Here is a 15,614-nt window from a genome sequence, read left to right as displayed (position 1 = left end):
TTCTAGCTAGCTTTTTAGAAAGAATAACGTTTTTTGTCACTTGGGGGTAGTGAAAATTCTTAAGTTGATGGGCATGTTAAGAAACCCTACATGTTGTACAATATGTCATGAGAGTATAGCAAGTGTTTACCTGGGCTAATCAGGTGGACGGTATATAGAGTGTTGGTAGCACTGTATATACACGCTGTGCTCTTTTGTCGTATTTATTATTTTTGCCCACATTTCGCCCACAAATTTTTCTTTTTATAACGATTTTTATCAATAAAGAAAAAATGCGAACGAAACGTGAAGCTTGCTGTTTAAACGTTTTAATCTTTTTATCGTTTATTATCTGGAACTAGATTAAAATCGTTCGTTCTATAAACCGTCGTTCCATAATTAAAATCGCTTTTTTAAATATGGAATGCCAATATGGTTATAAAAAATGGTGTGAAATTAAGTTTTCACACCATTTTTTATTGCCCGATAAGAGAAGAAACTATAGGAAATTAATGTTGAATTAGCCGGTGTAAAGCTAATGGTTGAGAATCTGTTTACAATAAAGTAAAAATCTTTAACAAAAAATTGCATACGATGTGATGCAAAGAAGGTAAGAGCGAGTGCCCATTGATTGGAAATCTTTTGTAGGTTACTCTAAATGTATAGGTGTATTAGGAAGATTTTTTAAAGGGGGAGTGATCACTTTATGTTAGACAAATGGCTGAATAAAGTAAAAGAACCTAAATGTATACACAAATATAAATTTATTAAAACTCTGGATAGTGAAAACTTTAAAACAGGTCAGATGGGCACAGCTAATTTTTATAAGTGCGAAAAGTGTGGTAAAGAAAAGGTTGATTATAAATATAATAGTGATATAAATAGTGATTTTTGGAATATATAAAACGAAACTATAATCAGTGTGGGACATCCGGCACTGATTATAGGCTATTGTGTTTTTGAAATTGAAATGAAGTGATTTTATTATCGTAAATATGTAAATAACCACTTTAAAAAAATATAGCAATTAACGATTCTTTATCCTAAAATGTTATTTAACAAAAAAATATCTCAAATTCGAGATTTTCCTCTTGCTTTTTAATCACTTGAGGTGTAAAGTGATAGTAACGAAAGCGATTGAGTCATATGAAAAACATACACTCAGTTGCTTTCGATAAAAAACAAAGTAAGTTATGCAGTAAAAACTAAGATGAATTTACAAAAACATAATGAAGAATAAATTGAAACGTTAAAAACCATATTAGTTGTGGGAAATGTTATTTTTTTAGTTATCACTTGACTAGTAAAACGAAACGGAGGAATAAACAATGTATGAGATTAAAGGGCATCATCACATTTCGATGGTTACGAAAAATGCAAATAAAAATAATCATTTTTATAAAAATGTACTTGGTTTACGTCGCGTGAAAATGACAGTGAACCAAGATGATCCATCAATGTATCACTTATTTTATGGAGATAAAACAGGAAGTCCAGGTACGGAATTAACGTTTTTTGAAATTCCTTTAGTAGGAAAAACATATCGCGGTACGAATGCCATTACTCGAATTGGGTTACTCGTTCCTTCAGAGGATAGCTTGCATTACTGGAAAGAACGATTTGAGACATTTGATGTGAAACATAGTGAAATAACAACATATGCAAATCGTCCTGCTTTGCAATTTGAGGATGCTGAAGGTCTTCGCTTAGTATTACTCGTTTCAAACGGAGAAAAAGTAGAGCACTGGGAAACTTGGGAGAAATCAGAAGTTCCTGCAGAGCATCAAATTCAAGGAATGGGTTCTGTGGAAATGACAGTTCGTAGACTTGATAAAATGGCGAGTACACTTACAGAGATGTTTGGTTATACAGAGGTTAGCCGCAGCGAAGAGGAAGCGATTTTTCAGTCCATTAAAGGCGAGGCTTTTGGAGAAATCGTTGTGAAATATTTAGATGGTCCTACTGAAAAACCGGGCCGCGGTAGCATTCACCATTTAGCAATTCGTGTGAAAAATGATGCAGAGCTTGCTTATTGGGAAGAACAGGTGATACAAAGAGGCTTCCAGTCTTCAGGAATCATCGACCGTTTCTATTTTAAAAGCTTATATTTCCGCGAATCAAACGGAATCCTATTTGAAATTGCGACAGATGGACCAGGATTTACAGTTGATGGAGATGTGGAACATTTAGGAGAAAAGCTTGATTTACCACCGTTCCTAGAAGATCAGCGTGCAGAGATTGAAGCGAATTTAGCACCTATTGAAGAGAAGTAATAGAAGAGAAAACATAAATTTTAAAACTATTGGAGGAATATAAAATGAACCAATTAAAAGGAATTCACCACGTTACAGCAATTACAAGTAGTGCAGAAAAAAACTATGAGTTTTTCACTCACGTTTTAGGAATGCGTTTAGTTAAAAAAACAGTAAACCAAGATGACATTCAAACATATCATTTATTCTTTGCAGATGATAAAGGTAGTGCAGGAACAGATATGACATTCTTTGACTTCCCAGGTATTCCAAAAGGAGTACACGGTACGAATGAAATTTCAAAAACTTCATTCCGCGTGCCAACTGATGCAGCATTAGAATATTGGGTAAAACGTTTTGACCGTCTGAAAGTGGAACATACAGGAATTAAAGAACAATTCGGTAAGAAAACTCTTTCTTTCGTTGATTTTGATGACCAACATTATCAATTAATCTCAGATGAACTTGATAAAGGAATCGAATCAGGTACACCATGGCAAAAAGGTCCAGTTCCATTAGAATATGCAATTACTGGCTTAGGACCTGTATTTATCCGCATTGCGAACTTTAGTTTCTTCAAAGAAGTGTTAGAAAAAGTTCTATTATTTAAAGAGGTTGCGCAAGAAGGAGAATTCTATTTATTTGAAGTAAACGAAGGCGGAAACGGTGCTTCTGTCATTGTAGAACATAATACAGTTCTTCCAGAAGCACGACAAGGTTTTGGTACAGTGCACCATGCTGCATTCCGCGTAGAAGATCGCGCTGTATTAGAAGAATGGATTGAGAGAATCAGTAGCGTAGGGCTTCCTTCATCTGGTTATGTAGACCGTCACTTCTTCGAGTCATTATACGCAAGAGTTGCACCACAAATCTTATTTGAATTTGCAACAGACGGCCCAGGATTTATGGGGGATGAGCCATACGAAACACTTGGCGAAAAATTATCTTTACCTCCATTCCTAGAGCCAAAACGTGAAGAAATCGAAAAATTAGTTCGTCCAATTGATACAGTAAGAAGCACGAAGGAATTTATTAAAGAGTAAAAGTAGAGATAATAAGTAGGAGAGCAAGTAGTTTTAGCTGATAGCTGGAACTGCTTGCTTTTTTATTTGTTCTATTAAGTTTTCTGACAACTCTTTCTCAAGTTATCGAAAAGGAAAACTTTGGTATAATTAATTAAAATATTTAATTTTCTGATAATTATTTTTCAATACATAGAAAAGAGGTGATACTATACAATTTTGATAATTCTATAAATATCCTAATTTTGTAATTTTGGAGAAAAGGGGATGCGAGTGTATGGGAGCAGATGTAGTAACAAGGGAGCAAATGAAACATTCTTTAGATGATTGGTATCGTGTAATGTTGCAGCAAAATATAGAGAAAGCAACGGAGATGAAGGAAGAGATTGAGAGTGAATTTTCTAATGTAAAAGAGGATGGGGATTTGTGGCTATATTACTCTTTATTAGATTTTAGATATAAAGTGCTGGCGGATGGTTTACAAATTACTAAAAATAGTTTTGATAAAATTGATGAAATTTATAAAACGTCTGAAAATCGTTTGTCATATTACTATTATTTTTTTAAGGCAATGCATGCAACTCTAATATCAAATTACAATGATGCAAGTAGATGTTATGAGAAGGCCAAAACACTAATAAAATATATCCCTGATGAATTAGAATATGGGGAATTCTGTTATCGTCTTTCTGCATTTTTCTACAATACAAGGCAACCAATGAATACAATAAAATATGTAAATAAAGCTAAAGAAATTTTTTCAAAACAAGCAGGACAAGATATGAATATTGCTTTATCTCAGAATCTTTTAGGACTAACTGCCATACAAATAAAGCAATATGAACAAGCAGAAGAGTGTTTAAATTCAGCGATAGATATTCTACAAAAACAGGATAACGCTATATTGCTTTTAAGGGTACGTCATAATTTAGGCTGGCTATACGCAAGTCAAAACCTTTCTGCACTAGCTATTCGACATCTTTCAGAAGTAACAGAGAAATTCCCAGCACATTTCAAAGCGATTTTCCTACAAGCTAGGGAACATTTTAAACTGGGAGAAACAAACATTGCTGAAGAATTAATTGATAGAGGATTAAATATTTGTATGGAGTTAGAAAATGAAGAGTATATACATCATTTTAGTATTTTAAAAGCAGTAAATGGTAATGTTCCTATTAAAGAATTAGAGCAAATTATTCTTAAAGGAATTACTTATTTTGATAAAGAATCTTTATATAGTTACACTCAGGAATATGTTGAAAAACTTGCAATAAAGTTTCGTGAGGATGCTAATTACATGAAAGCAAGTGATTATTTTTACAAAGCATTACAGGCAAAAGAGAAGAAGATAGAGAGAGGAGCATTAAAATAATGTTTAAAAAAATTGGTATGGCTGTAACTGGTATAGTGTTAGTTGGTATTGTATCTGTCGGTTTAAATAGTTCTTTTGTACAACAAGCGGAGCACGGTGATGTTCCAGCACCAGCAAGACCAGACTATGTTAGTTTTAATAAAGGAGATACTGGTGGGGCACCAGTAAAACCAGACTATGCTAGTTTTAATAGAGGAGACACGGGTGGAGCGCCAGCAAGACCAGACTACGTTAACATAGGTGAAACAGGCGGAGCACCAGCAGATAATAGAGGAGATGGAGGAGCGCCAGCCAACTTCAATAAAGGAGATGGCGGAGCACCAGTAGATAATAGAGGCGATGGCGGCGGAGTAAGCCAACTATAATAACAAAGAAAGGGACTTCAACATGAAGTCCCTTTTTCTATTTTTAGACCATGTAGAGAAAAGAATTGACTTACTTTAAATGTATAACTATAATAGTTACAAAATAACCATTAGTAATAGAAATGAGTTATATTTTTTTAGTGAAATTGTAACTGTTTTAGTTACAATTAAAAATAATTATAAAACAACCAAATAATGTAAAAACTTTAAATAGCAACAAGAGAAAGGAGACGGGAATGTTGAAACGGTTTAAGTTTTATTTGATTAGCGGTATTGTGCTCGTTTTGCTTATCGTATGTAACTTCGTTGATAAGCCGATTGCGAAGGTTGGAGAAGTGAAAGATACTGTTATGATGAAGCTGCATACGAAAGAGAGTATGGCGCAAATTGACGGGCAGACGATTTATTTTAAGAAAATTGGTGAGGGGAAGCCTCCTTTACTTATGCTGCATGGGTTTGGTGGTTCTTCAGATGGATTTAGTGATATTTATCCGGAACTAGCGCGGGACCACACGATTATTGCAGTGGATATTTTAGGGTTTGGACGTTCTTCTAAGCCAATTGATTTTGAGTATTCGTTTCCTGCGCAAGTGAATTTATATTATAAGTTAATGAAGAAGCTCGGATACGATCAGTTTGCGGTGCTCGGTCATTCAATGGGCGGAGAGATGTCCCTCAATTTAGCGTATTTATATCCGGACGCAGTGACGCATCTCATTTTAGCAGACTCTACAGGAATTGAATCTTTCCAGCAAAAAGAAAGTTATGAAGTGCCGCCGCTATCGACAGACTTACAAACTGTAACAGAGATTACGGATTACAATAAAAATGAAGTGAAAAATAGTCGTGATGATAAAGAGCATTATGATCAGCTGACGAAAATGAGAGAGCGCCGCATTGCGATGGAAGCCGATAAAATTAAGGTGCCAACTTTAATTTTATGGGGACGACACGATAAAAGCGTTTCTTGGAAAAATGGTGAACTGTATCATGGGCTATTTGCGAATAGTACGTTTCATATTATTGAAAAAGGATACCACGCACCGTTTCGTCAGGAACCAATCGAGTTTATGGAATATGTACAAGCGTTCTTCGCGAAGAATCCACAATGATAAAATTTTAAGCATAAATGTACTTCTTTCCTCATACAGTGAAACTAATAAGGCTTGTCTAAGGAAAGGAATGAAGTAGAGTGGAAACTTTACCATGGTGGGTGTATCTTGTAATCGTTGGGATCGTATTAAGTGGCTACATGGTTTTATATACTTCAAAAAAAGAGCAAGAGATGGATAATGAGTTTATTGAAAAAGAAGGCGAAGTGTACATGAAGCGCTTAGCAGAAGAGCGCGAGAAACGTAATCAGGATAGTGATAAAGATTCTGTATTGCTTTAATAGAAATGTTGAAAGGCTATTATCTAGTAGAAGTTTACATCTAGGTGGTAGCCTTTTTCTTTGTTGGGAAGCATGTATACGAAATTCATTATGAACTTTTATTGAGGGCATTTATATATATGTTTCTTCATAAGAATGGAACTAGCGGGGTATTTTACTGGGGGGGATTAACAATGCATAGGGATGAAACTCCATTACATCCGGATACAGGTGTTACATCTGTAATGTTTGTTGAGCGTTCATTAAATGAAATTCGTTTTTGGTCTAGAATCATGAAGGAGCATTCTCTTTTTCTTCGCTTAGGGTTTAGATGCGAGGATACGCAATTAATTGAAGAGGCGAATCAATTTTATCGATTGTTTGAACATATTGAACAAATAGCGCATTCCTACACAAATGAAACAGATCCTGAGCAAATCAAAAGATTTAATGCAGAAGTACAACAAGCCGCAACTAATATTTGGGGGTTTAAACGGAAAATTTTAGGATTGATTCTCACATGTAAATTGCCAGGACAAAATAACTTTCCACTGTTAGTTGACCATACGAGTAGGGAAGCTGATTATTTTAGAAAACGTTTAATGGAATTAAATGAAGGAAAATTAGATGCTCTTCCTGATGCTATTATTAAAGAAAATGTTTTCTTTTTGAGGATTATGGCAGACCATGCTAAATTTATTGGCCATCTTCTTGATCCATCGGAAAGAAAGCTTGTAGATACAGCGCGAAATTTTAGCAATGATTTTGATGCATTAATGTATCAAGCAATTGACTTAGAATCAATGAAACCACAATCCCAAACTGTCCCTCTTCTAGATCAATTTTTAGATCAAAATCGTGTGTCGGTTGCATCTCTTCGGGACTTTAAGAAAACAGCACGTGATTTAATTGAGCAATGTAAAATAAAGAGTATCATCCACCCATTATTGGCAGACCATGTCTTCCGTGAAGCTGATAGATTTCTTGAAATCATTGATATGTATGATGTTCATCTTACAAATATTCAATCACAACCTAGATATTAGAAGGTAAGGAAAGATATTATTTTCCCTTAAGTTGAGAAGTTAACAATTTATTGTTAGCTTCTTTTTTCGCGTAGAAATGTTTCTTTAAAAACTACATAAATCCCTTTGACCAAATATGTAATTCTTTGTAAAATGATATATATGGAAAGATTGTGAATATACAGGAAATCTATTCGTAGTAGATTCTAATAAATTATTCGGGGAAAATTTATTAATTAAGTATATTAACTTTTTCACACTAAATTTTACAACTAAAGGGGTAGTAGTAATCATGAAGGCAAAAAAATTAGTGAGTTTAGCATTACCAGTTATGTTATTGAGCGGTTGTATTACAATTGAAACGGATGGTAAGAAAGCTGATGAACCAAAGAAAGAAGAAACACAAAAGGTAGAGAAAGAGAATAAGGCTTCTGAAAAAGAGAGTAAGTCAACTGATAGCAAGAAAGAAGATAGCTTATCTGTAGCGAAAGGTGAAGGTACAAACAGTAGTTCATCAAGTAGTCAACAAAGTTCCTCTTCTAATTCTTCAACTGGTTCTGATGTTGAAAGGTATAAGGCAGATATCATAAACAGTGCTACTCAAATTGAAGATACAATGAAATTAATTGAAGGAATAGCAGATTCAGACGTAAAATCATACAAACAAAAGAAAAGTGAAGTACAACTAAGTTTAGGTGGAGCAAAGGCAACAACGAAGAAACTGAAGAATTTACAAGCGCCTCCTGAGTTACAGGGAGAACAGGCGAAGATAAAGCAATCGATGGAACTGTATGCGGATTGTTTTCAACTTCTCTTTGATGCATTAGATCAAGAAGACGAGAGTAAAATGCATCAAGCAGTAAGTAAAGCACAAGAAGGTTCAAAACTGTTTGAAGAAGCAGCGAAGAGCATCGGTAGTAAAACCAACTAAGAATAAATGATTTAAAGGGGTATGAGGTATGAAAGTGAAGAAACTAATAGCTGCTGCAGTTCCAGTTGCTTTATTATTAAGTGGTTGTGTTACAGTAAAAGATTCGGCAAGTAAAGAAGAAAAGACAGAAGAAACAAGTAAATCTAAGGCTTCTGAAACGAAAGAAAAATCAACGAATGCGAAAGAAGAAAGTAAAGATGTTCAAAAGGTTCGCGTTTTGGATGAAGATTATGCACAATATTTATTAGACATTGAACAGGATATGTTAAGACGATTTGATTACTATGATGCTTCTGTAAGGGATTTGAGAAACGGAAGTAAATCAAAAGCTGAGGTATTAGATAGTATTAAAGACATCTATAAAGTATTTGATAAAATAGAGAAGATTTCCGCACCGCCAAAACATAAAGAAGATCAAAAAGAGATTGAAAGAGCGACGGATAAACTAAGAGAAACATTCGGTGAGATAGAGAAGTTATTCAAAGATAAAGGATTCAGCATAGAGACTGATAAAGAAATCTTAAATAAAGCAAATACAAAACTAGAGGAAGCAAAACGTATTTGGAAGCCTACGTTCGATAAGTTAAGATCCGAAACAAAAGGTGATACAGTCACAGAAAAATCTACTAGTACAACAAGTAATTCTACACAGGCAAACTCAACTACTGGTAGTCAGGCTCAAACAGATAAAAGCCAAGCAAAAACTGGGGTATTTGTAGGTACAGTTGGTACAAGTGAAGAGTTAGGAATTAATTATGAGAACATGCAGAAGAACATTAAAGATGGTACTGAGATTATTGGTAATTGGGGTATTGATTACGGTAGTGGCATAAAAACTACGTTAGTACTAAAAGGTGATAAGACATTTGAGTCCTATGCGGATGGTTCTTATCCGAATAAAGATAACTACTTAACAGGAACATATGCGGTAGATGTTCCATCATTCCAATTATCGTTAAAGGTAACAAAAGCAGTTAAAGACGGTCAAGAAGTAAAGCTAACAAATGATAGTATGATGTATAAATTACAAAACTATGATGGAAACACATTACAAATTTATCATATGGACGATAACGTTCGTATTCGGTATGCAAAACAATAAATAATCGGCAAAAAACTCTGTAATGAATTTTACAGGGTTTTTTGCTCGTTCTAATTTCATTATCTTTCTTGATGGTATCGATACTAGTATAAGTTGGGAAATGAATAAAATGATTTTCTTTCTGGAGAATGATAAGAAGGGGAATCAGGATAGTGATAAGGATTCGTTTTTATTATAATTATGGGAGCGTGGATAACATGTCGTTATCCACTTTTTTATTTTTTGAAATATATCAACGATTTTTCAAATATATCGAACACAACTTGAAATATATCAACGATTTTTTCGATTTATCGACGATTCGACATAAGATATCGACTTACCGACACGAAACGACAACTCGCTTTACTCTACATCATGTATTTGTCCATACTAGATGTAGAGAGGTGATAAACACAGTATGATTTTTAGTGAACGCTTAGAAGAAGAACGAGAAAAACGAAATTGGTCGCAAAGTGATTTGGCTGAAAAAATTCATGTAAGTAGGCAGTCTGTTTCGAAATGGGAGACGGGAAAGAACTATCCGAGCATTGAAATTATTATTCATTTAAGCGATTTGTTCGGTATTACGATTGATGAACTGCTAAGGAGCGATGAAGAGTTGACGCAAAAAGTAATTGAAGATAGTAAGCAATTGGCGTATCCAAAATGGAAGGTGTTTTTTGATAGTTTATTTATGGTCGGGGTATTTTTGTTTCTTACAAAAATCGTTGTATGGACATTAAATAAGTTTGCAGGAACGAGCATTACAATTTTAGCGGACGCACCATATGTAATGAGTTTTTTACCTTTCATATTAATGGTTATAGGTGGCACTGCTTCTAATAAGTTGAAGAATATGTATAGGTAAAAAAAGATTTGAAAGAAATCCCCTACACTAGCTGTTCTTTTTACTTAAATTGTGTACTATAAAGGATAGGACGACATAAAGAAGGGGACATATAGAATGGAATTTCATGAACAAAAGATTTTGCCGGCAGTGAGGCAAATTAAAGATTTGGAAAAGCTATTACATAGTTCGTATGAGTATATCGTTATTTTAGATATTCATGTCGGTCAATTGAAGAGTGTTATATCGCTTGCGAAGCAATATTGTAAGAAGGTATTTTTACATGTGGATTTAATTCATGGCTTGCAGAGTGATGGGCATGCGACGGAGTATTTATGTCAGGAGTTTAGACCGTACGGGTTACTTTCAACAAAGGCGAGCGTCATTATGAAGGCGAAGCAAAAAGGTGTTGTGGCAATTCAGCGTATCTTTTTAATCGATTCGAGTGCAATGGAGAAAAGTTGCAATCTTTTAGAAAAGACGAAGCCGGATTATATAGAGGTGCTCCCAGGAGCGTTAACGGATGTGATCGCTGAAGTGAAAGAGCGTACTGGTGTACCGATTTTAGCGGGTGGTTTCATTCGTACTGTTGATGATGTAGAGAGAGCTTTAAATGCTGGTGCGACAGCAATTACGACATCAAAACGTGAACTATGGAAACATTACCAAAAAAGTGACGAAAATGTGAAATAATTCTGTTGACACCGCTTTCATTAACGGTTAACATTATAGACAAGTTAATAAACGTGACGGAGAAAAGTAGAGATCCACATTTCATTGTTTCTATATAAATTTATATAGAAGCGTGCAAAGCTGTGGGTCTTTTTCTTTTGACAAAAACGAATGGCCATTCATTTTATCTCTATCACATTTGAAAGCGTTTAAATTGATTGTGGAGGGATACTATGTCAGCATTTTTAGGAGAGTTAATAGGGACTGCGTTGTTAATCGTACTTGGTGGCGGCGTTTGTGCTGGTGTAAGTTTAAAGAAGTCGTTTGCGAAAGATTCTGGTTGGATTGTTATTACAATGGGCTGGGGCTTAGCGGTAGCGGTTGCAGCGTACGCGGTTGGATCAATTAGTGGGGCACATTTGAATCCAGCTTTGACGATAGGATTAGCATTTAAGGGAGCGTTCCCATGGAGTGACGTACCTGGTTATATCGCAGCACAAATGATTGGGGCAATTATCGGGGCAGTTATCGTATATTTACATTACTTACCACACTGGAAAGAAACAGAAGATCCAGGAACAAAGTTAGGTGTATTTGCAACAGGTCCAGCAATTCCGAACACATTTGCAAACCTTTTAAGTGAAATGATTGGGACATTCGTTTTAGTATTTGGTATATTAGCAATTGGTGCAAATAAATTTGCAGATGGATTAAATCCATTTATCGTAGGTTTCTTAATTGTAAGTATTGGTTTATCATTAGGTGGAACGACAGGATACGCAATCAACCCAGCACGTGATTTAGGTCCGCGTATCGCGCACTTCTTCCTTCCGATTGCAGGAAAAGGCGGTTCAAACTGGAAATATGCATGGATTCCAGTAGTAGGTCCAATTTTAGGTGGATCACTGGCAGGATTATTCCATCAAGTTGTATTTGAAGGAAAACAAAATGCAGCACTTATTTATGTGATTATTGCAACTGTGATTGTACTAGCAATCTCTTATATGACAAGCAAAAAAAGTGGAAGCAATACAAATAGTAGAAAAGTAGCATAAGGGGGAAACCATTATGAAAAAATATATTCTTTCATTAGACCAAGGAACAACTAGCTCACGCGCAATTCTTTTCAATAAAAAAGGTGAAATTGTTCATTCAGCTCAAAAAGAATTTACACAACATTTTCCAAAGCCAGGCTGGGTAGAGCATAACGCGCAAGAAATTTGGGGATCTATTTTAGCGGTTATCGCAACTTGCTTAAGCGAAGCAGATGTAAAACCAGAACAAATCGCTGGTATCGGTATTACGAACCAACGTGAAACAGCGGTTGTATGGGATAAAACGACTGGTAAACCAATTTATAACGCAATTGTATGGCAATCTCGCCAAACAGCTGAAATTTGTGATGAGTTAAAAGAAAAAGGTTATAGCGAAATGGTTCGCGAAAAAACAGGTCTTTTAATTGACGCATACTTCTCTGGTACGAAAGTAAAATGGATTTTAGATAACGTTGAAGGTGCAAGAGAGAAAGCAGAAAACGGCGATCTATTATTCGGAACAATTGATACGTGGCTTGTATGGAAACTATCTGGTGGTAAAGCGCACGTAACGGATTACTCAAATGCATCACGTACATTAATGTTTAACATTCACGACTTACAGTGGGATGATGAACTTCTAGACATGTTAACAGTACCAAAGAGCATGCTTCCAGAAGTACGTCCATCATCTGAAGTGTATGGAGAAACAATTGACTATCACTTCTTCGGTCAAAATGTACCGATTGCCGGTGTAGCTGGTGATCAACAAGCGGCATTATTTGGACAAGCTTGTTTCGGTGAAGGTATGGCGAAAAATACTTACGGAACTGGTTGCTTCATGCTAATGAACACTGGTGAAAAAGCGGTAGCTTCTGAGCATGGTCTATTAACAACAATTGCATGGGGAATAGATGGTAAAGTAAACTATGCATTAGAAGGAAGTATTTTCGTAGCAGGTTCTGCAATTCAGTGGTTACGTGACGGAATGCGCATGTTTAAAGATGCAAGTGAGAGTGAAGTGTATGCGAATCGCGTTGAATCAACTGACGGTGTATACGTTGTACCAGCATTCGTAGGATTAGGTACACCTTACTGGGATAGTGAAGTACGCGGCGCTATGTTTGGTGTAACACGCGGTACGACGAAAGAGCATTTCATTCGTGCAACACTAGAATCTTTAGCTTACCAAACGAAAGACGTATTATGCGCAATGGAAGCAGATTCAGGTATTGAACTGAAAACATTACGCGTTGATGGCGGAGCAGTTAAAAATAACTTCTTAATGAAGTTCCAAAGTGATATTTTAGATGTTCCTGTAGAGCGTCCGGTGATCAATGAAACAACAGCTTTAGGTGCAGCGTACTTAGCTGGTCTTGCGGTTGGATATTGGAAAAACCAAGATGAAATTAAAGAACAGTGGCATATGGACAAACGCTTTGAACCAACAATGGAAGCGGAAACAAGCGAAGAGCTATATGCTGGATGGAAAAAAGCAATTGAAGCAACAAAAGCTTTCAAATAATCATAAACAGTGTTATAATGGTGACAAGTTAATAATTCGGTAGGAGATTTGGAGAGACCACAACACGCTATAGAGGCGAAATCTATAGCGGAGTTTGTGGTCTCTTTTTTCGTTATCAAAGGGAGGAATTACCATGAAATTTTCAAGTAAACAACGTAAAGACGTATTAAACGGAGTAAATAAACAAGAATTAGATGTGATCGTAATTGGTGGAGGTATTACTGGTTCTGGTATTGCATTAGATGGAGCAACACGCGGGTTATCAACAATTGTGTTTGAAATGCAGGACTTTGCAGCAGGTACATCAAGTCGTTCAACGAAGCTTGTACACGGTGGTCTACGTTATTTAAAACAACTTGAAGTGAAAATGGTAGCAGAGGTGGGGAAAGAGCGTGCGATCGTATATGAGAACGGTCCCCATGTAACAACACCAGAGTGGATGTTACTTCCGTTCCATACAGGCGGTACGTTCGGATCATTCAGTACATCAATTGGTCTTCGTGTATACGACTTCTTAGCAGGTGTGAAACGAAGCGAGCGCAGAAAAATGTTTAACCGTGAAGAAACGCTGAAGAAAGAGCCTCTTGTAAAACAAGAAGGATTAAAAGGCGGCGGTTACTACGTAGAATATCGCACTGATGATGCGCGTCTTACAATTGAAGTAATGAAAGAAGCAATTGAGCACGGTGCAAAAGCTGTTAACTACGCAAAAGTAGATAGTTTCTTATATAAAGATGGAAAAGTATGTGGTGTACGTGTAATCGATTTACTAGATGGTGAAGTATACGAAGTTTACGGTAAGAAAATTGTAAACGCAGCCGGTCCTTGGGTAGATACACTTCGTGAAAAAGATAACTCGAAAAAAGGAAAAGTACTTCAGTTATCAAAAGGTGTTCACTTAGTAATTGATCAAAAACGTTTCCCATTAGGGCAAGCGATTTACTTCGATACACCAGATAAACGTATGGTATTCGCGATTCCGCGCGGCGGGAAAACTTATGTAGGTACAACAGATACGTTCTATGATAAAGACGCAGCTGTACCACAAATGACAACAGAAGATCGCACGTACATCATTAATGCGATTAACTACATGTTCCCAAGCGTAAAAATTACGGAAAAAGACATCGAATCAAGCTGGGCTGGTGTACGTCCGTTAATTTATGAAGAAGGTAAGAGTGCATCTGAAATTTCTCGTAAAGATGAAATTTGGACTTCTGAATCTGGTTTAATTACAATCGCAGGTGGTAAATTAACAGGATACCGCAAAATGGCTGAAATGGTAGTAGACTACGTAACAAACTTACTACAAAAAGAAGGCCATAGTGCATATCCGAAGAGCACAACGAAACATATGCCAATCTCTGGTGGACATGTAGATGGCTCTAAAGGATTACCAGCATTTATCGCGAAAAAAGCAGGCGAAGGTACGAAATACGGTTTAACAACAGCACAAGCAGAAGAATTCGCGAAATTCTACGGCTCTAACGTAGACGTGCTGTTCGAATTAGCTAAAAAACATAAAGACGAAGCGAAAGAATACAACATGCCGCTAGACGTTCTAATCCCACTTGTATACGCAATGGATTACGAAATGACAGCAAAACCAGTTGACTTCTTCGTACGCCGCAGAGGCGCTGTATTCTTCAACATCCACTGGGTATACGAGTGGAAAGAAGCAGTAATCAACTACATGGCTGCGAAACTAGGCTGGAGCAAAGAAGAGCAAATGAAATACACAGCAGAACTAGAAAAAGCATTAACAGACGCTGTCATTCCTGTAGATCAACAAGAGCATGCAGCTGCATTAGCGTAAAATAGAGAAACACCTGAAGAGAAACTCTTTAGGTGTTTTTTTATCTTGACTAAAAATAAATAAAATGTGTTACAATGATGGTAGAGTATATAGTATGAATTTTGCATAAAATAAAGAAGACAGAAGCCTGAGAAACTTCTGCCTTTGTAACCTAACTTGTTATTGTGGTGGTAGTAGGTGCGGTTATAAGATAATTACATTAACGTTTTAGCCGAGAACCGCCCTTACCTTTTCCACGAAGTGAACTGGACCCGAAAAGTTAGACATATATTTAAGCAGCTAATAAGGATTGAATTCTGTATTTTACAGGAGGCAATC

15 protein-coding genes are annotated in these 15,614 nt (G+C 36.1%); all 15 read left to right on the top strand.

The genetic code is table 11. From position 1 onward, the window contains the following. Window positions 1-685: 685 nt before the first annotated feature. The gene (locus PDQ33_RS25240; protein WP_000884893.1) at window positions 686-883 is read left to right on the top strand and encodes a hypothetical protein; all 198 of its coding nucleotides are present in this window, start codon (window positions 686-688) and stop codon (window positions 881-883) included. 424 nt (window positions 884-1,307) lie between these two features. Then, the gene (locus tag PDQ33_RS25235) at window positions 1,308-2,252 is read left to right on the top strand and encodes a ring-cleaving dioxygenase (protein ID WP_000272995.1); all 945 of its coding nucleotides are present in this window, start codon (window positions 1,308-1,310) and stop codon (window positions 2,250-2,252) included. Window positions 2,253-2,296: 44 nt separating this feature from the next. Continuing rightward, window positions 2,297-3,274, top strand: a complete 978-nt coding sequence (locus PDQ33_RS25230) for a ring-cleaving dioxygenase (RefSeq protein WP_061131470.1) — start codon at window positions 2,297-2,299, stop codon at window positions 3,272-3,274. Window positions 3,275-3,530: 256 nt separating this feature from the next. Continuing rightward, on the top strand, window positions 3,531-4,625 hold the full coding sequence (locus PDQ33_RS25225; RefSeq protein WP_071741428.1) for a response regulator aspartate phosphatase: 1,095 nt from the start codon (window positions 3,531-3,533) through the stop codon (window positions 4,623-4,625). Beyond that, window positions 4,625-4,990, top strand: a complete 366-nt coding sequence (locus tag PDQ33_RS25220; RefSeq protein ID WP_061185158.1) for a Phr family secreted Rap phosphatase inhibitor — start codon at window positions 4,625-4,627, stop codon at window positions 4,988-4,990. The genes PDQ33_RS25225 and PDQ33_RS25220 overlap by 1 nt, the downstream gene beginning before the upstream one ends. A gap of 239 nt (window positions 4,991-5,229) precedes the next feature. Continuing rightward, window positions 5,230-6,102 carry an alpha/beta fold hydrolase gene (locus PDQ33_RS25215; RefSeq protein ID WP_116777215.1) on the top strand — a complete coding sequence of 291 codons (873 nt, stop codon included), beginning with the start codon at window positions 5,230-5,232 and terminating at the stop codon, window positions 6,100-6,102. 80 nt (window positions 6,103-6,182) lie between these two features. After that, complete coding sequence (locus tag PDQ33_RS25210; protein WP_000449227.1) at window positions 6,183-6,383, top strand: sporulation YhaL family protein; 201 nt, start codon at window positions 6,183-6,185, stop codon at window positions 6,381-6,383. A gap of 173 nt (window positions 6,384-6,556) precedes the next feature. Further along, complete coding sequence (locus tag PDQ33_RS25205; protein WP_000554476.1) at window positions 6,557-7,408, top strand: DUF2935 domain-containing protein; 852 nt, start codon at window positions 6,557-6,559, stop codon at window positions 7,406-7,408. A gap of 271 nt (window positions 7,409-7,679) precedes the next feature. Further along, window positions 7,680-8,318: a DUF7018 domain-containing (lipo)protein gene (locus PDQ33_RS25200; RefSeq protein WP_000644826.1), complete on the top strand. Its 639-nt coding sequence runs from the start codon at window positions 7,680-7,682 to the stop codon at window positions 8,316-8,318. Between the two features lie 28 nt (window positions 8,319-8,346). Next, window positions 8,347-9,420 (top strand): DUF3994 domain-containing protein, encoded by a 1,074-nt coding sequence (locus PDQ33_RS25195; protein WP_061131485.1) that lies wholly within the window; start codon window positions 8,347-8,349, stop codon window positions 9,418-9,420. A gap of 400 nt (window positions 9,421-9,820) precedes the next feature. Further along, window positions 9,821-10,270: a helix-turn-helix domain-containing protein gene (locus PDQ33_RS25190; RefSeq protein WP_071741424.1), complete on the top strand. Its 450-nt coding sequence runs from the start codon at window positions 9,821-9,823 to the stop codon at window positions 10,268-10,270. 96 nt (window positions 10,271-10,366) lie between these two features. Next, a complete protein-coding gene (glpP, locus tag PDQ33_RS25185; protein WP_270393733.1) occupies window positions 10,367-10,942 on the top strand; it encodes a glycerol uptake operon antiterminator GlpP in 576 nt (191 codons plus the stop codon). 212 nt (window positions 10,943-11,154) lie between these two features. After that, on the top strand, window positions 11,155-11,976 hold the full coding sequence (glpF, locus tag PDQ33_RS25180) for a glycerol uptake facilitator protein GlpF (RefSeq protein ID WP_001272193.1): 822 nt from the start codon (window positions 11,155-11,157) through the stop codon (window positions 11,974-11,976). A gap of 13 nt (window positions 11,977-11,989) precedes the next feature. Beyond that, on the top strand, window positions 11,990-13,480 hold the full coding sequence (gene glpK, locus PDQ33_RS25175) for a glycerol kinase GlpK (RefSeq protein WP_000759991.1): 1,491 nt from the start codon (window positions 11,990-11,992) through the stop codon (window positions 13,478-13,480). Window positions 13,481-13,613: 133 nt separating this feature from the next. Beyond that, on the top strand, window positions 13,614-15,296 hold the full coding sequence (glpD, locus tag PDQ33_RS25170; protein WP_000672816.1) for an aerobic glycerol-3-phosphate dehydrogenase: 1,683 nt from the start codon (window positions 13,614-13,616) through the stop codon (window positions 15,294-15,296). The last annotated feature ends 318 nt before the right edge of the window (window positions 15,297-15,614 follow it).

Source organism: Bacillus cereus group sp. Bc031 (genome assembly GCF_027716265.1).
Classification (GTDB): domain Bacteria; phylum Bacillota; class Bacilli; order Bacillales; family Bacillaceae_G; genus Bacillus_A; species Bacillus_A paranthracis.
Note: the sequence above shows the minus strand (reverse complement) of the source record. Positions and strands in the feature narration are given on the sequence as shown.

Bases quoted from the DNA above. Each gene is read 5' to 3' on its own strand.
- PDQ33_RS25240 (WP_000884893.1), top strand. From the start codon at position 686: ATGTTAGACAAATGGCTGAATAAAGTAAAAGAACCTAAATGTATACAC.
- PDQ33_RS25235 (WP_000272995.1), top strand. From the start codon at position 1,308: ATGTATGAGATTAAAGGGCATCATCACATTTCGATGGTTACGAAAAAT.
- PDQ33_RS25230 (WP_061131470.1), top strand. From the start codon at position 2,297: ATGAACCAATTAAAAGGAATTCACCACGTTACAGCAATTACAAGTAGT.
- PDQ33_RS25225 (WP_071741428.1), top strand. From the start codon at position 3,531: ATGGGAGCAGATGTAGTAACAAGGGAGCAAATGAAACATTCTTTAGAT.
- PDQ33_RS25220 (WP_061185158.1), top strand. From the start codon at position 4,625: ATGTTTAAAAAAATTGGTATGGCTGTAACTGGTATAGTGTTAGTTGGT.
- PDQ33_RS25205 (WP_000554476.1), top strand. From the start codon at position 6,557: ATGCATAGGGATGAAACTCCATTACATCCGGATACAGGTGTTACATCT.
- PDQ33_RS25200 (WP_000644826.1), top strand. From the start codon at position 7,680: ATGAAGGCAAAAAAATTAGTGAGTTTAGCATTACCAGTTATGTTATTG.
- PDQ33_RS25195 (WP_061131485.1), top strand. From the start codon at position 8,347: ATGAAAGTGAAGAAACTAATAGCTGCTGCAGTTCCAGTTGCTTTATTA.
- PDQ33_RS25190 (WP_071741424.1), top strand. From the start codon at position 9,821: ATGATTTTTAGTGAACGCTTAGAAGAAGAACGAGAAAAACGAAATTGG.
- glpP (WP_270393733.1), top strand. From the start codon at position 10,367: ATGGAATTTCATGAACAAAAGATTTTGCCGGCAGTGAGGCAAATTAAA.
- glpF (WP_001272193.1), top strand. From the start codon at position 11,155: ATGTCAGCATTTTTAGGAGAGTTAATAGGGACTGCGTTGTTAATCGTA.
- glpK (WP_000759991.1), top strand. From the start codon at position 11,990: ATGAAAAAATATATTCTTTCATTAGACCAAGGAACAACTAGCTCACGC.
- glpD (WP_000672816.1), top strand. From the start codon at position 13,614: ATGAAATTTTCAAGTAAACAACGTAAAGACGTATTAAACGGAGTAAAT.